Genomic DNA, 19,865 nt, shown 5'->3' on the forward strand with positions numbered 1-19,865 from the left:
GGTTAGGGGTTAGGGGTAGGGGTAGGGGGTTGGGGTTGGGGATTTGGGATGAAAAAGTCTTAATAAATAACTTTGAACACACTGTGTACACCAAGGGTATGAAAATCAATATTGAGCACAAGTTCCCTACCCCCTACCCCCTAACCCCTAACCCCTCACCCGATTCATCATCCACTTAAACCGAGTACCAGCTAATAGTGTTGGCTCTAGTACATCAAGAGGAATTTCATCTTCATACTCAATTTCATCCACCATTTGTTGGTCTTTACTGTAGGCTTGTTGACCAAACCCACGCTGCACTAAGCCTTCTCGCAAACGATCGATTAACACTAGGGAAATAGCGCGATAGAACCGAGTTGCAAAACTGCGATCGCGTTGCAATTTTTCTCTCAACATTTCTTGGGGTATGGCTAACAGCAATGAGTTTTCAGCACATTTAATCGTTGCAGATGCTGTCCCGGCTTCCACAAAAGACATCTCGCCAACAATTTCTCCACTAGCTCGACGAGCTAGTTCTCGTTCGACTAATTGCCCATCTTTCATCATAGAAAACAGCACTACCAAATTGCCTTTCAGCAAAATGTATAAAGCCTCTACTGGTTGGTCTTGTTGAATCAACACAGTTCCCATCACTGCATCTTCTCGCCTACCATGAGTTACCATCCAGTCAATATCATTATCATTAAGAACTGCAAAGACAAACAGCACTTTTCTCAGGGCTTGACTGGGTACAATTTTGTTTTGTGCTAGTAATTTCGAGAGACTCCGCAATCGAGAAGATAGTATACTAGTTATCTCCTGATAAAATCGGGCTGCAAAATCCGGATCTCTATCCATTTTAATTTGCAATTGCCGTTTGGAGATTGACAGTACCCGCGTTGGCTCAACAGTTTTGACTGTTGCAGACGGAGAGCGATCGTCAACAAAAGACATTTCTCCAATGACTTCCCCTTGACCGCAACGAACAATTTCCTGGTCAAGGTCAGAACCTTGTTGAGAAATGAGGACTGCTACGGTACCATCAAGAATAAAGTAAATCGAGTCAGAAGGTTGACCTTCCTGAATGAGAATCTTTGCAATCGGTAGGTCTTGCTGCACCCCAATTTGAGTAATCCACTCTAAATCTGTTGAGTGCAAAACTTTTAAATTGTCAAGTTGGGTCAGTACAGGTGTCATAGTTGAGATAAGACAGACTAGGTATCCTTCTTAAAGTACCCAGTCCAGACTTAGATCCAACATATTTCAGTTGCAAGTGGTTATAAAGTTTGAAATACGTACAAAAACCCAAAGCCACTAATTATCAAAAACAAAAATGCTGCTAATTGATTGATGCGTGTCTCTGGTGTAGGAGCAATGGCTTCTCGTACCAATATGGAAAATGACGCTCCAACCACCAAACTCCAACCAAGTATCATGTACGGAGACTGTAATGTAATCTGCCAAACTATTAGTAATGCGATCGCCACTAAAACCATCACCATCTCCACAAACCGAGGAGGGTTGTACTGGCTCGATAAAATAAACGTGCTAAACCAAAAGCGCCAAAATCTCATATGGGGATTGGGGATTAGGGATTGGGGATTAGGGATTGGTCACTGGTCACTGGTCACTGGTCACTGATTAAATGACCAATGACAAATGACAAACAACTAACTTCTAACTTTTTGTCCCGTACCGTTTTTTTGTGAAGTATCTTCAGGGATTTCTACGCCAAAAACCCGACCAAAGGCTTTTTCTACTTTGTAGCCAGAATCAATAGACTCCAAGGGGTCTTTCCGCAATCTATGACGCAAACACAAAGTAATTACGCGCCGAATATCATCAACGGTGACTTCGTTTCGCCCTTCAAATGCGGTTATTGCTTTAGCAGCGCGGTTGGTGACAATATCGCCCCGCAATCCATCTACATCGAGTTCGGAACAAACTTCAGATATTTTTACTCTTAAATCGTAATCAATTGTAACACTTGGTAAAAGCTGTTGGGCATTGACGATTTTTTGCTGTAGTTCTTCTTGCTGAGATTTGTACTTTTCCAAAAATCCTGGAGGATTTTGGTCAAATTCTGCCCGTTGTTCCACAATTTGCACTCGTAAAGCTGGTTCTTTCACTGTATGAATCTCAGCGTGCATACCAAAGCGATCGAGGAGTTGAGGACGCAATTCTCCTTCTTCTGGGTTTCCAGATCCTACTAGCACGAAACGCGCCGGGTGACGAATAGATATTCCTTCTCTTTCTACGGTATTCCAGCCACTTGCTGCAGAGTCAAGAAGCACATCTACAAGGTGGTCATCTAGCAAGTTCACTTCATCTACATAGAGGATACCGCGATTGGCTTTTGCTAACAATCCCGGTTCAAAAGCTTTGACGCCTTCTGATAAAGCTTTTTCGATGTCAATAGTGCCACAAACTCGGTCTTCTGTGGCTCCTAATGGCAAGTCTACCATTATGACTTTTTTCTGAACTGTGGGAATATCCGCTCCTTGTTCTAATTGTTGGCGGATTTCATCACTCATCAAATCGGGATCGCTGGGATGGCTGTTAAATGGGTCATTGGCGACGACAGGAATTTCTGGTAGCAAGTCAGCCAGCGCCCGGATAGTTGTGGATTTTCCCGTACCGCGATCGCCCATAATCATAACACCACCAATTTTTGGGTCAATCACGTTCAACAACAGAGCCAGTTTCATTTCTTCCTGACCCACAATTGCTGTAAATGGAAATACCACGCGACGCGCACTTGCGGTGGCTTGAGCAGTTGGACTCACGCTTGTTACCTTATCTATATATTTCTGATTACCGTCTTTATTGTGCCATAGGTAGGGAGTAGGGGATAGGGGATAGGGGATAGGGGATAGGGGAGGATCACCAATCCCCAATGCCCTTATTCATCAAGTTTTGTAAATTTAGTCGAATTGCAACATAAAAGTTTGAAACTAACTTGATATATAAACACGGGCTATGATTTTTTGAGTTGTTGTTTTTATACAGGGTAGCTTCGACCATTTGCAGATTGCCAACTTATTGGCAATTTCCCAAACATACCTATCCTTTTTCAGCTTGTCACAGGAACATTTTCATATGGAAGTTAAACCTACTGTACAACTACCCTCATCTCCATATATCGAGAGCCACAACCCTCAGATTGATGAAATCTCTCCACCAACAGTCAGATTACTCTTAAAGTCCATTAAAAGGCTATCACCGCCCGTAGATGGTTCTTTTGTTTCTGTATACCTAGAAATTTCAAGTCCAATAGAGGTTTTCGGTCCATTTAATCTTGATTCTAGCAATGAGGCTCTACTTAATATTGAGAGATGTTTGCAAATTTCCTTGACTCTTACTCTTTGTCAATCTATCAATTCAGGAGCCAGAGAATTCATAAATCGGCAAACAGTTTCAATTACAGATGTCACCTCTATGACTCCACTTGTATTTTTAGGAGTAAACGATGTAAGTTATACATTAAACTACGAAATTCTTCCAGGAGGATGTGCATCAGCATTATAAAGAAAAATAGCAATTAGCCATTCTTAAATGCCCGAATGAAACGATATATTCTCCACTTTTGTATCATTGGCGGATTTAGCATCTGTTGTTCGATTGGTGCTAACTCTACTCATGCTCAAGAAACTCAAGTTATCCCGGATGGAACTCTACCCAATAATACCGTTGTTACGCCACAAAGTAGTATTTATACCATAACTGCAGGTACAGAAGCAGGTAATAACTTATTTCATAGCTTTAAGCAATTCAGCATTAAAGCAGGAGAGCGAGTTAATTTTATCAGTCCTAATGCAAAGATCGAGAATATTTTAGTTCGGGTAACGGGTGGGAATCGCTCAGAAATTATGGGGACTCTGGCTACGACTGGGGGAGCTAATCCAAACTTGTTTTTGATTAATCCTAGCGGAATATTGTTCGGACCAAAAGCTAGTTTGAATGTAGGAGGTTCATTTGTCGCAACAACTGCAAATGCGATCGCATTTGGCAATCGAGGTTTTTTCAATGCTTCTTTGCCAAACAATCCTGCATTACTAACAGTTCAACCTTCTGCTTTTTTATTCAATCAAATTGCGGCTCAAAGTTCAATTACCAATCAATCGACAGCAGGTTTAAAAGTTCCTCAAGGAGAAAGTTTATTGCTACTGGGTGGGAATGTGAACTTAAATAGCGGTTATTTAGAAGCTAAAGGTGGTAGGGTCGAGTTAGCAGGTGTAGCAAGCGAAGGAACAGTAGGGCTTGTTGAGAGTCAGAATTTGCATTTCATTGTTCCCGATAATTTAGAGCGAGCAGATGTGTCGCTGACCAATGCAAAAGTTTTAGCTGAGAATGGTGGTAGTATTGCGATCGCTGCCCGTAACCTGAATATTCTACAAGGAAGTCGCATAACATCTGGTGTCAACTCATTTAGCACTCAAGAGGGAAATATTTTTCTTGATGCTACTGGTAAGATGGCGATCGCAAGAAGCTTTATCCGAAATGAAGTCAGTAGTGACACAACACGCTCGTCCAAACCATCATCTCAAGCTGTTAGCAATACAGGTGGTATATATCTCAAAACTGGCTCGCTGTTTTTAAGTGATGGCGCATACCTGAGTACCGATACCTATGGTCGAGGAAGCACTACAGGCGTATTTGTTCGAGCTAGTGGGTCTGTTTCTGCCAATAATAGTACTATTACCAGTAATGTGGAGAATTCAGCAGTTGGCAGTACTGGTGGCATAGATATTAAAGCCGAGTCACTTTCCCTAAATAATCGTACTACATTGAGTGCCAACATTGAAGGACAGGGAAACACGGTAGGAGTTTTTATACGGGTTAATAATTTTGAGTCTACAAAAAGTTTTATCCAAGCTAAAGCAGGAAGTGCAGCAACAAACAAAGCTGGCGATATCAATATCCAAACAGGAAACATATCCTTAACCAATGGTTCGACCTTGGAAACCTTCACTAAAGGTCAATCGATGGCTGGAAATGTGACTATAGTCGCTCAACAGAAGGCAACTTTTGACGACAGCTTTATCTTTAGCGATACTTTTGGAGCAGGCGATGGAGGGACTGTAAATATCAAGGCAAAAACCTTATTTTTAACCAATGGTGCGGAAATATTGACCAGAACTTCTGGAAAAGGGAAGGGAGGCGATATTCAAGTTCATGCATCCGATTCCGTTATCATTTCTGGTGTCAATCCAGTTGCAGGAAATTTGATAAGTGGATTGATTGCTAGTAGCGAAGGGAAAGCGGGAGGACAAGGTGGTGATATTAGTGTAACGTCTCCTATCTTGCAAGTATCACAAGGAGCAGTGTTGAGTACAAGAACTACGGGTGCTGGTTTTGGAGGTAATATTAAAGTTAACACTAACGACCTTGAGCTTACTGATGGCGGACAATTTGTTACTAGTAGCTTTAGTAGTGGGAATGCCGGTAACATTACAGTCAATGCCAGTGATACTGTAACTATCTCTGGAAGCGATCCGACTTTAATCGCTCGATTCACGAAGTATCGTTTGGAGTTGATAGACAATGATGGTTCTAATAGTGGCTTGTTTGCTCGCATTCAAGGAAATCAAGTGGCTAATGCTGGCAATATAGAAGTAACAGCACCTTTTATTAGTCTCGATAAACAAGGAATTATTACTACGGAAACCAAAGCAGGTGAAGGAGGGAACGTCACTCTTAAGGCAAGAAGCATCTTACTACGAAATGGTAGCAAGATAACTGCCACTGCAGGGACTGAGAATGCGGGTGGCAATGGCGGCAATATTGATATAAATACTCAGCTATTAGTCTCTTTAGGTAGCGATATTACAGCTAATGCCTTTATTGGTCGAGGTGGAAATATCCGCTTGAGTGCTCGAGGTTTGTTTTTGACACCAGATACTAAGATTTCTGCCAGTTCTCGATTCGGTATAGACGGCGTTGTAGATATCAACAGACCCGATACCGATCCTAGTAGTGGGTTAGTTGAACTACCTGTAAATTTAGCTGATGCAACCCAACAAATTGATACAAGTTGCAATCCTGACAACATCCAGACAGCAAGTTCATTTGTTGCTATAGAACGTGGTGGAATACCAGATAGCCCTTTCCAACCGCTAATTGCTGATGCGTTGCAAGTGAATTGGGTAACTCCCAAGCTTGAAACTCAAACCGACCCTTTTTTATCTGAAACAAGCCGGAGGTTTGACGCTGAATCCTTCGGACACTCTACGCAAACGTATATCGCCAAACCTACAGTACCAGAAGCGATCGTTGAAGCAACTGGATGGGTAAAAAGCGGCAATGGAGAGATATCTCTTGTTGCTCGTACACCAAAGACATTCCAAATAAAAAAATATTCAACTTTCGCTTGTAGTGAGGGCTTTTAGCCCACCACTAGTAAGGGACGGGTAGGACGCCATTCCACATTCCGGAGAAATTTATTTCATTTGTTGCGTAAAAATCAGAAAATCTCCTGAAATATAACTTGGAACTACAGTCATGTTGTGCAATGCAGCATTTTCTCTAAATCGCTGTGGTTGTGGGACGAAAAATTTTGTGCATCAACCGTAACCACATTACTAAGCTAAAACAGGAGACATTGACAATGACACTTTTAAATACTGAGTTTAAGCTTATTCAAGGTTCCGACGGAGTAAACGATAATTTGTTTGGAACTGCGGTTAACGAACAAATCTTCGGTCAAGCAGGGGATGACACTCTACATGGTGGTGATGGGAATGATATTGATTTGCTTTTTGGTGGTATGGGGAATGATACGTTAAAAGGAAGTGTGGGTGCTGATTTCTACTTCTTTAACGACCCTACTGCTAAAGTAGAATATATAGAATCTAACAAAATTAAGGTGACCAGTTTTGAGGGAATTGATATTATTGAGAACTTTAACGAGAACGAAGATGCTATTTATGTAGCAGAGAATATTTCTCCGAACCCCAATGCCAATCCGTTTACTAAAGTTCCTCCCCATGATGGCACTGGTCCTGTCAATCCCCCTATCTTTATAGAATATAGACAGGTATTAGGCTTTACAAGCCTAGCACCAGGTAAAATTAAGGGCAATGGCATCTTGAATAAAAACTTAACACTAGGAAGCATCAACCCCTTCCAAAATTCGCTCTTTGAGAATAAACTAGATATCCATACAATTAATCATTTAAATACAAGTATTTTTGATATAAGAGCAACGAACTTTATATTTAGTTATAATCCTATCTAATTTGGGAAAATTTAAGTGTCCAGAACCCCGACTTCTCCAAGAAGTCGGGGTTCTAATCAACCTTATTACAGAGAAGCTTTTGGGTTTTGATGTGTAATGTCTACCAGAATTTTATTAAGCAGAATCAGTGTAGCAAGTTGTTTAGCATTAATTGCACTGATAGGACTCGGTATAATTAAACGTGCAGTTGCTCAAAGTATTGTGCCTGATACTACCATGGGACAGGAATCTTCAAGAGTAAACTCTGTTCCCATTATACCCCTTGATATAATTAGTGGTGGCGCAACTCGTGGCAGTAACCTGTTTCACAGTTTCCAGAAATTCAATGTCGATGCTGGACGAACTGCTTCTTTTGTTAGCTCTAGTGGTATTAAGAATATTATCAGTCGGGTGACAGGTAGCGATCGCTCAAACATATTGGGGAGGCTGTCGGTTCCCGGTAAAGCTAACTTGTTTTTGATCAATCCTAATGGCATTAGTTTTGGACCCAATGCCAGATTAGCGATAAACGGATCGTTTCTGGCAACAACAGCTAATACCATTCAGTTTGGCGATAAAGGCTTGTTCAGCACTTCTAACCCTGAAAGCCCTAATGCAACTTTAACTATTAACCCTTCAGCACTACTATTCAATCAAATTTCAGCCCAATCAATTACTAATCGCTCTTTGATAGGTTTAGAAGTTGGACGCAATCAAAGTTTATTATTAGTGGGTGGTGATGTAGAGTTAATTGGAGGTAAACTCAAAGCACCAAACGGTCAAATCGGTCTAGCAGGAGTTTCAGGTAATGGAGTTGTTAATCTACAAACTACAGATAATCAACTCCGTTTGAGCGTTTCAGACAATGTTCCGCGAGCTAATATAGCACTCTCTCAACAGGCATTGATAGATGTTTCTCTGCCTCAAAATACTTCTTTAGACGATCGCAGTTCGGAAGCGAGTATTCAATTATATGGTAAACGTATTTCAGTTCTCGATTCTCAAATATTTGCGATCGCCACAGGAACCAATACTGCAGGAACATTAACAGCAAATGCCTCGGAATCAGTAGAAGTCTTGGGAAATAGTCAACTCTCCACTGAAGCTTTAGGAACTGGGTTATCTGGTAATTTGACAATTCAAACAGGTTACTTAACTGTAGGTGATGGCTCGCAAATTAGTACGGGAATCTCAAGTATAGGAAAAGCAGCAAATCTTGTAGTCATTGCCACCGAATCTGTAAACTTATTTGGCACTAATGAGTACGGCAAACCAAGTGGCTTATTTACGAACTCTTTAAATGGTGGAGATGCTGGAGATATAACTATCCAAACAAATAATATTACTGTGAAAGAAGGAGCACAAGTATTAGCCTTAAGTAATGGTGGTCAAGGGGGGAAACTCTTTATTAATGCCAAGTCAATAGAACTTTTAGGCACTGCTACCAATGCCAATCCCAGTGGTTTCTTTACCAGCACTTCAAATGGTGGAAAGGCTGGAGATTTGTCCATCAAAACTAATACACTTACCTTACGAGATGGAGCGCAAATTTCTGCATCTAGTGTAGGTGGGCAAGGTGGAAAACTGTTTGTTGATGCTCAGTCAATAGACATCTCAGGTTTTTCCAGTGCGGGTAACTCTAGTGGATTGTACGCAGTTTCTCAAAACAGTAAGGGAGATGCTGGAGAATTAACTATTCAGACGGGTAAATTGATGGTCAGGAATGGTGGGCAAATCTCTGCATCTACGTTTGGGGATGGCGAAGGTAAAGGCGGAACCTTGTCGATTAATGCTTCCGAATCAATCGAACTTGTAGGATCTTCTCCCACCAGACAAAGCGGGTTGCTTGTGGGAACAGTCAATTTTGGCACTGCGGGAGGTATCGATATCAATACACCAAAGTTGATTGTTCGAGAAGGGGCTATTATCTCTGCCAGAACTGCAGGGTTAGCAGACGGAGGAAATTTAACCATCACAGCTCGAGATTTTCTTCTCCAAGATAGAGGTCAAATAAGTGTTAGTAGTGAAGGAGGAAGCCAAGCTGGTAACATAGATGTAACAGCTCTTTCTATCCGTCTCGATCGCCAAGGAAAGATTTCAACAGAGACTAAGGTCGGTGAAGGTGGAGATATCACTCTTAGAGCAAGTAACATCTTTCTACGTGACAATAGTAATATAACTGCTACGGCAGGTACTGATAATGCAGGCGGTAATGGCGGAAATATCAATATAGATACTAAATTCTTGATTTCTTTAGCTAATAGCGATATCACAGCTAACGCTTTCTCTGGACGAGGTGGAAATATTAGCCTTAAGGCTCAAGGGCTGTTTCTCTCTTCAGACACTGATATTACCGCCAGTTCTAGATTTGGTACAGATGGTATTGTAGAAATCAATAGACCCGATACCGATCCCAGTAGTGGATTAATCGAACTACCCGCCAATTTAGTCGATGCAAGCCAACAAATTGATACCAGCTGCAACCCAGGCAACGTCAAAACAGCCAGTTCACTGGTTGTTACAGAACGTGGTGGCATTCCAACAAGTCCCTACCAGCCCTTAATAGCTGATGCTTTACAAGTAGATTGGGTAATTCCCCAATTTGAAACTCAAACCCGTTCTTCATCTACTAGCATAAAACAAACCTCCATAAATTCAGGAGCGATCGTAGAAGCAACGGGATGGGTAAGAAGTGCTAACGGCGAAGTATCTCTTGTGGCTCACGCGCCTCTTTTTTCATCCATCAATTGTGAGTTGACAAATCGCTAGTACTCAATCGTATTGATTTTAACGAGCCTGCTAGATCCCCGACTTTTCCAAGAAGTCGGGGATCTAGAATAGACTAACTTAACCTGTCAAAATTTCTCTGGTGGACTACTAGATATTAGACAAACGAGAAGCAAGAAAGCGATTCATCCAACTTTCAAGGTATGTGCGATTAGTTTGTTGTTGATAAGGTTCTTTAGTATCCAAAGGGTAAGGCGATAATCCTTTAATAGCAGCCGTTACAACACAAAACATAGCTTTCTGAAAGCTTCGGCAAATTTGTACGCGAAGATTGTCTTCTTTTCGAGGCGATCGCATATATACTTCATGCAGGTACTCAGGTAAAAAATGGCGCAAATCTTGCATGAGTAAAGTAGGAGGAATACCCGCACTACCTGTTATAAGAGGGTCAGCATAAAGTACACCATAAGCAAACTCAGACAATTCTTGAGGTATTTGCCGTGCTTGTGCATTGTAAGAAGTTGTGCCAAAAAAAGGAGTTCCTCGAAAGAAAATGGTTTCTACATAAGGCAAGGCTACATCTTGTAAAAATTTTAACCCTGCTGTTTCTGGAATAATTTTGTACAGTTTTCCGCGAATAGGAACACTATAGATGATGGGCAATTTAGCGACTGTAGTTAAACCAGACTGAATATACTCTGTGACTTGAGAAATAGAAGTAATTTCCTGACTATTATAAAGCTGAGATAACTCACTAAAAAGATCGCTCATCACTCTCCAGAATTGACCCATAGCAGTGTAATATGCTAATTGCCTGATTTGTTCTGGAAAGAAAGCGCTGAATAAACGATGAAACCCTCTGAAGAATAAATTACCTTCAAATTTAGCAAGTATTGCTTGTTGGGCAGCTTGCTCAAATTCTAGTGAATTTAAGTAAATATCTAAACTACCTCCACCATGCCAAAACATTGTTTTCGCACAATACTCGGCATATTCAAAATTTAAGCGATCGTTCAAGCTGTAGCGAAGTAAATTTTTAGGTGTGGCTTCACCATTCAAATATTTTAAGAGAGGAAATGGTTCTAAGAAAGCATGGTTAGCAATGTAAAGAAGATTTTGGGAATAGGCATCTAACACAATTGCATAACTCTGTAAAATTCCAACAACTTCTAACAAATTTTCTAGAGAATCAGATATGAGACTTTCTCCTGCTTCCAAACAGTGAATATATTCTTTAAGGGGATGGGAGGACTGGTTGAGTTTTGTCAGAGTAACCATCATTGTTTTTTCCTAGAAAGTAATAAATATAGGATTTACGTAGAGATCCCCTTTTTTAGGCTGTGATGTATACAAGTCCGTAATATAGCGGTTTCCACTTAAATAAAGTACTGATTCATCCGCGTTCGTCCGCTATAGGCTGCGGTTCCATAACTTTTTTATGTCCTGTACCCGATTGAAAACCGCCATAGCTTACAAATCAGGTTTTGGTATTGTTTTTACCCCACCCTAACCCAGACCGATGTATTGGGGAGGGAACTGTCATTCCAATCTCTCCACTTTCCAAGGAAGGAACTGCTTCTTTAATCTCCCCCCTTTCCAAGACTGCGGTGTACACACAAGTCTCCTAAAATGCCTTCTTGCATTTTCGATCCCCCCTAGCCCACGCCAGTCGCTGTGAGTTCGGGAGACCCTCCTGCAGCGCTGGCTCCCCTTAAAAAGGGGGGAAAATCCTTAAAGTCCCCCTTTGTAAGGGGGATTTAGGGGGATCTCTAAAGATGTGTGTACACCGTAGCTTTCCATGGGGGGATTAAGGGGGGTAAATTTGATAACTAATAATTCAGAACTAGTCAATTTCATTGCAGATGTGGTTGCTTCAGTTTTACTAATGAGCCAACCTGGTTGAATTCCAAAGAGGATGATAATTGCTGCTAATATGGCTGCAGGAATGCGTTCTGACCATTTGACAGGAGGTAGTTCAGCCATTGCTTCGGGAAGGCGACCAAAAAAAGCACGGTTAATTAGTGTTAGGAAGTACACAGCAGTTAATCCCGTACCAAGCATACAAAGCAGAGTTTGGATGGGAAAGACCGAAAAACTACCTCGGAAACACAAAAACTCACCAACAAAACCAGCCATACCAGGTATACCCGCACTTGCCATAACTGCTACTATCATGAGGCTTCCAATAACGGGTAAACCTTGTTCTGGGTTGAGTAACCCTTTGAGGATATTTAAATTGCGACTACAGGTTTTGTCATAAACAATCCCTACTAAGAGAAAGAGCAAGCCAGATATTAATCCGTGACTCACCATTTGAACGATCGCACCCGTTAAACTTATGGGAGTTGCAGCAGCAGCAGCAAGCAAGACATAACCCATATGTCCGATAGAACTATAAGCTATCATCTTTTTCATATCTGTTTGCGCGATCGCGACAATCACTCCATACAAAACGCTGACCACAGCCCAAGTTGCAAACCAAGGTGCAAGAACCGACCATGCTTCGGGAAATAAACCCAAGCCAAACCGTAAAAAACCATAAGCCCCTAATTTAAGGAGGATTCCTGCTAATAGTATGGATACAGGTGTAGATGCTTCGACGTGAGCATCTGGTAGCCATGTGTGGAAAGGAACAAGAGGTGTTTTGATGGCAAATCCCAACAAAATTGTCAAGAGAAGAGGTATTTGAATCGCCAAAGGTAGAGTACTTGAAACTGAGGGATTATAATCAAAGTTAGTAGCACCGCTTATACCAACTAATGCTAGAAAAGCCGCAATTATAAGAATACCAGAAATTGCCGTATAAATCAAAAATTTTGTAGCGGCATATTCGCGCCGGTCTCCTCCCCAGATAGCAATTAGCAAGTACAAAGGAATCAATTCCGCTTCGTAAAATAGGAAAAACAACAGCAAATCTTGAGCTAAAAAAGCACCAGATATCCCCGCATTTAAAAGCAAGATAAGTGTATAGAAAAAGCGAGGTCGATGGGTGAGAGGATGAGTTGTGTAAATAGCAATGCTTGTCAGAAATTCATTAAGAATGAGCAAGGGTAGAGATAAACCATCTATTCCTAAATGGTAATGAAGACCTAACGTTTCCAACCAAGGCATATACTCTTGAAATTGCCAATCGGAATTAAATAATTGAAATTGGCTGCCTAAAAAGATTGACCAAATCAAGAGCAGAAATGCGATCGCAAACGCAATCCGTCGTGCAATTCGAGATGTCATCTTGGGAAAAAACGCGATGACAGCAGCACTTATTGCTGGGATCCAAACTAAGGGACTAAGCATAGGGGGTAGGGGGTAGGGGGTAGGGTGGGCAATGCCCACCATCCATATAGATCTTGTGGTGGGCAATGCCCACCCTACTACTAACCAAAAATTGAAAAAATAGCTAAAAACCCGATTCCTAATAAAATAGTGAGAACGTAAATTTGAGATTTTCCTGGGGCGCTGTATTTCAGACTTTGACCAGTGAAAACTGTGACTAATCCTAATAAGTTGATTGAGCCATCTACAATGAAGCGATCGAACCAAGCTGTGAATTTGGATAACTGCTGGACAGCAAAAACAACACTAATCCGGTAGATCCGATCGATATATAAGTCATAAGCTAACATCTCATGTAGAAACTTCGCTGTTTTTTGTACTGGTATTAACCAGATCCGACGCAATTTAACGATCGCTCCTATGCCACAACCCAAAACGATAGAAAGCAGTTGCAGCAAAGTTTCTGAAATATTCATGGCATTCCATGATGGTATCAGAGCAAGATCTTGCAGTATGAAGGGTACGGATAAAGTTGTTATTGCCAAAATCACCATTGGTAATGCCATTTGCCATCCTACTTCAGGCGCACGACGAGTTTTAGCTTGAGATGAACCTAAGAAAACTAAACGAAACACGCGAGTGAGGTTAAAGGCGGTTAGAGCATTTACGAGAAGTAAGATACTAGGTAACCAAACAGCATTTGATTGCAATGGCTCAATTGTTTGTGAGAATGTTTCAAAACTACTGAATGGCAAGACTCCAATGAGTCCGGCTGTACCTATGGCAAAGGCACAGGCTGTAATGGGCATGGTTTTTCCTAACCCTCCCATTTCTGTCAAGTCTTGGGTGTTGGTTGTTGAAATAACACAACCTATGCTCATAAATAACAAAGCTTTGGCGATCGCATGAGCTAAAATCATCATTAAGGCAAAGTTTGTCGATTGCATTCCCACTGCAATAAAAACTAACCCCATGTACGCACTCGTAGAATGAGAAAGAGCACGTTTGATATCGATTTGAGAAATAGCAACCAGTGACGAACTAAGAGCAGTGATTGTACCAATGACAACTAAAGTTGTGAGAGCAATAGGTGAAGTTGCTAGAATTGGTTGAAGTTTTATCAACACATAAGCACCGCAAGAAACTACCAAAGAGTTCCGTAACACTGATGCCGGACTAGGGGCTTCCATCGCTTCATCAAGCCACAAATGGAGGGGGAATTGAGCGCATTTTCCTGTCGGTCCTGCAATCAGTGCCAAGCATAACAGTGCGATTGTTTGTGATGGTAATTGTGTTGTCTGCACCCATTGATATAAATCGGGAAAATTTGTGCTACCCGCTAGAGTTGAAAGCCCGACAACTCCCATAAGTAGTAAAACATCTCCAACTCGTTTGGTAAGAAATGCATCACGGGCTGCTGTTATCGCTAGAGGTTGTGCGTACCAGAATCCCACTAGTAAATATGTTGATAGTGTGAGCAATTCTAACCAACCGTAGGATAGCAATAAAGAATTGGAAAGTGCCAAGCCACTCATTGCTCCTTCAAAAAATCCCATGAGAGCAAAAAAACGAGCTATCCCATAGTCCTTTTCCAAGTATCCCAGGGCAAATAACTGTGCTAACAGACTTAAACCTGTCACGAGTTCTATCGCCCCGATGCTTACTGATGAGATTTCTAGGGCAAATGATAGGTCTAAATCCGCCACTTTAAACCAGTGGATAAATATTTCTTGAGGGGGTTGGTTCCAGATAGCGCTGAAGACAAATAAACCATGAAGGTAAGCGCCGAAAGTCGTAACGAGATTGAGGTGGGCGGCAAGGCGAGGCCCCGTGCGCCGGATAATGCCCATTGACCACGGTAGGGTGAGTATTGCCCCTAGCAAGCCGTAGAACGGGATGAACCATGTCGTTTGAATTAGAGGTTCTGTCATGAGTGCCGAGCGAAGGATGAAGGACAAGGAAGAAATTATAAAAATCTTTTACTTCTTACTTCACACTGCACACTTTAGTGTTTTTTCGTCAGTTCCGTGTTGACATTCTCTACTTTAGCGATCGTTAAGTCATAACTATTTGAATTGTTGATTAAGAATGTCCGGTGGTATAAATTTTTCGATTGCGTTTTATAAGTACAGATAGAGAAAGTGATACGTTCATGGGGAGAAAAGGTTTTATCCCAAATAGAAGAAGTAAGTATGGATATGACTGGTAACTATAAATCATTAGTGAAAAAACTTTGTCCAAATGCTGAGGTAACAGTAGACAGATTTCACGTTACAAAAATGATTCATCTCTGAGTTAAACCGGGCAAGAATTGAGCAAAAAACAGCAGCAAAATCCTTGTGCTGCTAATTCCCTGTCAAAATCTGTTCTCTCACCGCTATGGAGTTTATCGACTGCGGCGGGTGAGAGTAAACTTTCTGCACTGGCAATGAATGCGATCGCAATTGCTTCTAGATAAGATGGGGGCATGAATGAGGCGTGGTAAAGTGCTTAGGGATGGAAGTTGAAGGGCTTCTAGAAGGTTGGAAGGAACATCCACGTATGTTAAAACTGCCCGAATCAGAAAGGTTAATTAATAGAAAGCTTCTATACTGTGTCGGAAAGCGATCAAGGCATGCTTACCCTGCTCCTCTTTCAGTGCCGAAAGGATAGCATCAGATACTTCTAATGAAACAATAGTCTTGATTTCAATATTAGTGTTATAACCAGGTAAGTCTGACAAGCGTCTTCCGTGTCCGCCCTCACCCTGAACTTGACTAATAGTGTAGCCGCTTACACTATGGTTTTTCAGTAGCTTGACAATACGGTCTTTCAGCACCGTTTCCCCAATAATGGTGATTAAGACGGCGGGTTGGAGGGGAGAGACTAAGTTTGACATGGAGAACTCCAAAGAATAGGTTTTAGCTTCTAAAGCTTAAGTTTTTCATAAAACAGGCGCTACAACTTGTACCCCTAAGATATAGATTTGTCTTCTGAGTCGGCTAACGGTCAACTCCCATGTTAACAACAACCCTACTGCATGGTAGCGATTAAGTAGTCAAAGTAACCACCAATAATGTTGGTAAAGTAGCCACTGTCAACGCTGTATTTTGTAATCTAGTTCTGTTTATTTCCGCCTAACTACTTAGATATTAATTGTTTATATAACTTTATATAACGGTTTTCTCGTTACCTCTGTGTAAAGTTATCTACTATGCCATGATGAGAGATGAGAGTTAATTCGGTTAACGGCTTTTGTTTTTAGTATTAACAAGCTTTTTGTTTTTGGTATTGGCAAACTTTTCTCCGAAGCTTAAATCTCCACACATTTATGATTTTGGAGACAATGTATGTCAGTTTATGTAGGCAATCTTTCTTATGAAGTTACAGAAGAAAGTCTGAATGCTGTGTTTGCAGAATACGGTTCTGTCAAGCGAGTTCAGCTACCTACAGATCGTGAAACAGGTCGTTTACGCGGCTTTGGTTTTGTAGAAATGGGTACAGATGCTGAAGAAACAGCTGCTATTGATGCGCTTAACGGTGCAGAGTGGATGGGGCGTGATTTGAAAGTGAATAAGGCTAAGCCCAGAGAAGAAAGAGGTTCTTTCGGTGGTAATCGGGGAAACAGCAGTTTTCGTAACCGCTACTAAGCTTTGTAAATTTAGCTCAAAGACCTAACCACTCCCGAACCAGCTGGGAATTACTGAAGGAATTCATCGCTCTATCAAATTAACGCTCTTTTATTACTCTAGAGAGAATAATTGAGGCGACTGGAAGTAGCAGCGATACAAACGCTCGTCCCTCCGGGTTCACCCAACGAGAGAGCCAGTCCCTACGCCCGGTTTCCCGCCGTAGGGACTAAATTCACCGCCTACTTGGACTACTTTTCCGCTGTAAAATTACCGATTTTTGTAGGTAGGGCTATGCCGCACAACATTAGAATGGTGGGCATTGCTCACCCTACATCTATTAGGTAATCTTCTAACGGGAAGGGAGTAACATGAAAATCAGATTTCAAATCTTCTTTGGCAAAAATGATGGAAGAGCGTTAATTTTATTTAGCAGTGGCTCAGGCAAAAATGCTTGAGCCTTTTTCATACGTCCAATATTGGTTTTTCTTAAAGTTTGAGTTTAATACTGAGGAAATAAAAATGTCTAGTAACACCGACTTAGTGGCTTATGTTCAAGAAAGCGAATTTGATACTCTTTTAAGTGAAGAAAAAGTTGTTGTTGTTGACTTTACTGCTACTTGGTGCGGTCCTTGTCGCCTTGTTAGTCCCTTGATGGATCGACTTGCTGAGGAATACAAAGGCCACGTTAAGGTCATTAAAGTAGACATTGATAACAACAAGCCAATTTTCAAAAAATTTGGGCTTCGCAGCATTCCTGCAGTTTTAATTTTTAAAGATAGTGAGTTAGCTACAACCATTATAGGGGTTTCTCCTTATGAGCAGTTCAGCAGCGCTATCGAGAAGCTTCTTTAACTTGTTTTAGGAATTGCTGTTCCACAATATTGCCTTCAGGCTAGAAGCTTGGGGCTAAACAAACAAAGCCAGCCTAAGCGCAAAGACCCCACCCATCTATTCTATGGAACCAGCTGCGAGCACCATCCCACCAGTGCAAGATTTACGTCAAACTTGCCTATTCTGTAGTAAAAGTTCAAGCTACGGTTGACAACTTCCCAACTTGAGATGCTTCTTCTTCATAAACTGCTAAGTCAAACCAAAAAGTGGTGCCAACTCCAACTTCGCTTACCAAATGAACTTTACTATGATGCTTTTCCATAATATTTCTCACAATCGATAAACCCAAACCAGTTCCCTCTAGGGTATGGACTCGATTTTCTACTCGGAAGAAGCGGTCGAAAATAGCTTCTTGATCTTCTGGGGCAATGCCAATACCAGTATCGGAGATTTCTACTCTAACTTGAGATATCTGGCGATCGCTTGAATTCGTTTTTGGTTCGAGTTGGTAGGCGCGGATGGCAACTTTTCCACCTGCTTGGGTAAACTTGAGGGCATTCCCCACCAGATTTGCTAACACTTGCAGCAACAAATCGTAGTTACCAACAACTAACGGCAATTTAGGAGCGACTTCCTGAATCAATTCAATTCCTTTATCTTTGGCATTCAATTGATAAGTCCGAAGCGTTTGTTCAATTGCTTGTGACAAATCGACTCCATCCAAATTGTACCTGCGACCCGATTCCAGTTTTGATAAATCCAGAACATCGTTGACTAAGCGAGTCAACCTATCTGTTTCGTGATTAACCGTTTCTAAAAACTCGCGACGTTCTATCGAACTTAAATCTTCGCCGTATTCATGTAATGTTTCAATAAAGGATTTTATATTAAATAATGGAGTTCTCAATTCATGAGAAACATTGCTGATGAATTGGCTTTTTGCTTCATTCAATTCCACTTCACGAGTGATATCTTGAACTGTGATCGCAATCCCTTTAATACTTTCCCGTTGCTGGTTAACAACCGTTGTTAAAAGAATGCGGATTGTTCTTGGTGTAGGTTGGTTCAGTAGAATGCGAAATTCTGCACTTTCACATTCTCCAAGTGCCATTTCATACAAAGGACGCCTGACTTCCATTTCTACCGAAGGCGGTAAGTAACGCAAAACATTTTCTCCTACAACCTCAATACCTTCCCAATTAAAAATCCTCCTAGCTGTGGGGTTTACTAAAATGACTTGCATATTATTATCGATAAGGACGGCACCATCGGCAATTGTAGAAACCAATGTTTCGAGTTTTGCTTTCTCTGCTGTCAGTTCTTCAATATTTTGTTCTTCATAACGCTCCAAGCGTTCTGCCATTTCATTGAAATTAAGAATTAATTCCCCTAGCTCGCCTCCAAGGGGCAAATCTATTTGCTGCTTAAAATTTCCTGCAGCAATTTGTTTGACTCCTACGAGTAACTCTTTTATGGGCTTAGTAATGGTTAAAGCATTAATCACTCCTCCCAAAATCACCATCACCCAAATTGAGATAAATACAGCAATGGTGACATCGCGAGTGAAGTTTGTGGAGATGACTGCAGCCGGGTTAGGATTAATACCAATGGCTAATACGCCTAAATATTTGCCATCTACCGTCAAAGGAACAAACACATCGGTAACTTCCCCGTCAGGAGAGCGGTGTTGCCGTACCATTGGCTTATCAGCATCAGCAGCATAATCATCAGGTAGCTGTATGCGCCGTTTGATAGCTAGGGAAGTTTCCACTTCTGGTTCCCAAAAGGGAATACCAAAATAAATTTTCCCTTTTTCATCGGCATAGAGCATATAACGTACACTGGAGGTGCTGCTGTAAAAGCGTTGAGAAAATTGTGAGACTTCTGTAAGATTGCGCTCGGCAATGAGTGGAGCAACGTTAGCAGCAAGTAACAGCCCCAGATCCCGACCAAAGCGCGTATCGTTTAGACGTGCATCTAGCTGAATTGTATTGACTGCCCAGAAGGTTAAACCACTCATCACCAGAGACACGGCTAACGTAGCAGCCGCTAAAAGCTTTGTCTGGAGGGTGAACTCTGACCACCAATTGACAATTGCTTCTTTGATTGTTTTTAAAATAGCCAGCATCTTAAATTCAGCGTATTAAAAGGGATTAGGGGTTAGGGGTTAGGGTTAGTCACTGTACGTTAAATTCTATACATATTTACCCAATACTTGACTTTTTAGG

15 protein-coding genes and 1 pseudogene are annotated in these 19,865 nt (G+C 41.4%); 7 read left to right on the forward strand and 9 right to left on the reverse strand.

The annotated features are described in order from the left end of the window. Positions 1–147: 147 nt before the first annotated feature. The 3 genes from ACKTT2_RS28250 to bchI all read right to left on the reverse strand — a co-directional run bounded on the left by ACKTT2_RS28250 (position 148) and on the right by bchI (position 2,765). Positions 148–1,176, reverse strand: a complete 1,029-nt coding sequence (locus ACKTT2_RS28250) for a cyclic nucleotide-binding domain-containing protein (RefSeq protein WP_407892869.1) — start codon at positions 1,174–1,176, stop codon at positions 148–150. An 80-nt stretch (positions 1,177–1,256) separates the two neighbouring features. Next, positions 1,257–1,553: a hypothetical protein gene (locus tag ACKTT2_RS28255; RefSeq protein WP_407892871.1), complete on the reverse strand. Its 297-nt coding sequence runs from the start codon at positions 1,551–1,553 to the stop codon at positions 1,257–1,259. A gap of 96 nt (positions 1,554–1,649) precedes the next feature. After that, on the reverse strand, positions 1,650–2,765 hold the full coding sequence (bchI, locus tag ACKTT2_RS28260) for a magnesium chelatase ATPase subunit I (RefSeq protein WP_407892873.1): 1,116 nt from the start codon (positions 2,763–2,765) through the stop codon (positions 1,650–1,652). 313 nt (positions 2,766–3,078) lie between these two features. Between bchI and ACKTT2_RS28265 the strand changes: the two genes are divergently transcribed. From ACKTT2_RS28265 to ACKTT2_RS28280, 4 genes are all read left to right on the forward strand, one after another. Then, positions 3,079–3,507 carry a hypothetical protein gene (locus ACKTT2_RS28265; protein ID WP_407892875.1) on the forward strand — a complete coding sequence of 143 codons (429 nt, stop codon included), beginning with the start codon at positions 3,079–3,081 and terminating at the stop codon, positions 3,505–3,507. Between the two features lie 35 nt (positions 3,508–3,542). After that, positions 3,543–6,368, forward strand: coding sequence for a two-partner secretion domain-containing protein (locus tag ACKTT2_RS28270; protein WP_407892877.1), 2,826 nt, complete (start codon positions 3,543–3,545; stop codon positions 6,366–6,368). Positions 6,369–6,586: 218 nt separating this feature from the next. Then, positions 6,587–7,216 carry a hypothetical protein gene (locus ACKTT2_RS28275; RefSeq protein WP_407892879.1) on the forward strand — a complete coding sequence of 210 codons (630 nt, stop codon included), beginning with the start codon at positions 6,587–6,589 and terminating at the stop codon, positions 7,214–7,216. 96 nt (positions 7,217–7,312) lie between these two features. Then, on the forward strand, positions 7,313–9,964 hold the full coding sequence (locus ACKTT2_RS28280) for a two-partner secretion domain-containing protein (protein ID WP_407892881.1): 2,652 nt from the start codon (positions 7,313–7,315) through the stop codon (positions 9,962–9,964). Positions 9,965–10,072: 108 nt separating this feature from the next. On the opposite strand, the gene ACKTT2_RS28285 is transcribed toward ACKTT2_RS28280, so the two are convergent. The 3 genes from ACKTT2_RS28285 to ACKTT2_RS28295 form a co-directional block, all read right to left on the reverse strand. Further along, on the reverse strand, positions 10,073–11,200 hold the full coding sequence (locus tag ACKTT2_RS28285) for a CO2 hydration protein (protein WP_407892977.1): 1,128 nt from the start codon (positions 11,198–11,200) through the stop codon (positions 10,073–10,075). Between the two features lie 453 nt (positions 11,201–11,653). Further along, positions 11,654–13,216: an NADH-quinone oxidoreductase subunit M gene (locus tag ACKTT2_RS28290; protein ID WP_407892883.1), complete on the reverse strand. Its 1,563-nt coding sequence runs from the start codon at positions 13,214–13,216 to the stop codon at positions 11,654–11,656. Positions 13,217–13,296: 80 nt separating this feature from the next. Then, a complete protein-coding gene (locus ACKTT2_RS28295) occupies positions 13,297–15,126 on the reverse strand; it encodes an NAD(P)H-quinone oxidoreductase subunit F (protein WP_407892885.1) in 1,830 nt (609 codons plus the stop codon). Positions 15,127–15,324: 198 nt separating this feature from the next. Between ACKTT2_RS28295 and ACKTT2_RS52390 the strand changes: the two are divergent. Further along, positions 15,325–15,535 (forward strand): annotated as a pseudogene (locus tag ACKTT2_RS52390) (transposase); the annotation flags it as partial. On the opposite strand, the gene ACKTT2_RS28305 reads toward ACKTT2_RS52390, so the two are convergent. Then, complete coding sequence (locus ACKTT2_RS28305; protein ID WP_407892887.1) at positions 15,491–15,664, reverse strand: SulP family inorganic anion transporter; 174 nt, start codon at positions 15,662–15,664, stop codon at positions 15,491–15,493. The pseudogene ACKTT2_RS52390 and the gene ACKTT2_RS28305 overlap by 45 nt on opposite strands. A gap of 103 nt (positions 15,665–15,767) precedes the next feature. Next, on the reverse strand, positions 15,768–16,073 hold the full coding sequence (locus ACKTT2_RS28310; RefSeq protein WP_407892889.1) for a P-II family nitrogen regulator: 306 nt from the start codon (positions 16,071–16,073) through the stop codon (positions 15,768–15,770). Positions 16,074–16,524: 451 nt separating this feature from the next. Here ACKTT2_RS28310 and rbp point away from each other — a divergent pair, with 451 nt between their 5' ends. Beyond that, positions 16,525–16,824, forward strand: a complete 300-nt coding sequence (gene rbp / locus ACKTT2_RS28315; protein ID WP_038078962.1) for an RNA-binding regulator — start codon at positions 16,525–16,527, stop codon at positions 16,822–16,824. A gap of 501 nt (positions 16,825–17,325) precedes the next feature. After that, entirely contained in the window at positions 17,326–17,658 is a 333-nt protein-coding gene (gene trxA / locus ACKTT2_RS28320) for a thioredoxin (protein WP_407892981.1), read from the forward strand. A 175-nt stretch (positions 17,659–17,833) separates the two neighbouring features. Here the strand turns inward: trxA and nblS are convergent, their stop codons facing one another. Beyond that, entirely contained in the window at positions 17,834–19,765 is a 1,932-nt protein-coding gene (gene nblS, locus ACKTT2_RS28325) for a two-component system sensor histidine kinase NblS (RefSeq protein ID WP_407892891.1), read from the reverse strand. Positions 19,766–19,865: the final 100 nt, after the last annotated feature.

Origin of the sequence: Scytonema hankhaensis NUACC26, from assembly GCF_045865695.1 — a bacterium.
Classification (GTDB): domain Bacteria; phylum Cyanobacteriota; class Cyanobacteriia; order Cyanobacteriales; family Nostocaceae; genus Scytonema.

What these genes read in the sequence shown, in the direction of transcription:
- ACKTT2_RS28250 (WP_407892869.1), bottom strand. Translation starts at nt 1,176, where the DNA reads ATGACACCTGTACTGACCCAACTTGACAATTTAAAAGTTTTGCACTCA.
- ACKTT2_RS28255 (WP_407892871.1), bottom strand. Translation starts at nt 1,553, where the DNA reads ATGAGATTTTGGCGCTTTTGGTTTAGCACGTTTATTTTATCGAGCCAG.
- ACKTT2_RS28265 (WP_407892875.1), top strand. Translation starts at nt 3,079, where the DNA reads ATGGAAGTTAAACCTACTGTACAACTACCCTCATCTCCATATATCGAG.
- ACKTT2_RS28270 (WP_407892877.1), top strand. Translation starts at nt 3,543, where the DNA reads ATGAAACGATATATTCTCCACTTTTGTATCATTGGCGGATTTAGCATC.
- ACKTT2_RS28275 (WP_407892879.1), top strand. Translation starts at nt 6,587, where the DNA reads ATGACACTTTTAAATACTGAGTTTAAGCTTATTCAAGGTTCCGACGGA.
- ACKTT2_RS28280 (WP_407892881.1), top strand. Translation starts at nt 7,313, where the DNA reads ATGTCTACCAGAATTTTATTAAGCAGAATCAGTGTAGCAAGTTGTTTA.
- ACKTT2_RS28285 (WP_407892977.1), bottom strand. Translation starts at nt 11,200, where the DNA reads ATGGTTACTCTGACAAAACTCAACCAGTCCTCCCATCCCCTTAAAGAA.
- ACKTT2_RS28290 (WP_407892883.1), bottom strand. Translation starts at nt 13,216, where the DNA reads ATGCTTAGTCCCTTAGTTTGGATCCCAGCAATAAGTGCTGCTGTCATC.
- ACKTT2_RS28295 (WP_407892885.1), bottom strand. Translation starts at nt 15,126, where the DNA reads ATGACAGAACCTCTAATTCAAACGACATGGTTCATCCCGTTCTACGGC.
- ACKTT2_RS28305 (WP_407892887.1), bottom strand. Translation starts at nt 15,664, where the DNA reads ATGCCCCCATCTTATCTAGAAGCAATTGCGATCGCATTCATTGCCAGT.
- ACKTT2_RS28310 (WP_407892889.1), bottom strand. Translation starts at nt 16,073, where the DNA reads ATGTCAAACTTAGTCTCTCCCCTCCAACCCGCCGTCTTAATCACCATT.
- rbp (WP_038078962.1), top strand. Translation starts at nt 16,525, where the DNA reads ATGTCAGTTTATGTAGGCAATCTTTCTTATGAAGTTACAGAAGAAAGT.
- trxA (WP_407892981.1), top strand. Translation starts at nt 17,326, where the DNA reads ATGTCTAGTAACACCGACTTAGTGGCTTATGTTCAAGAAAGCGAATTT.
- nblS (WP_407892891.1), bottom strand. Translation starts at nt 19,765, where the DNA reads ATGCTGGCTATTTTAAAAACAATCAAAGAAGCAATTGTCAATTGGTGG.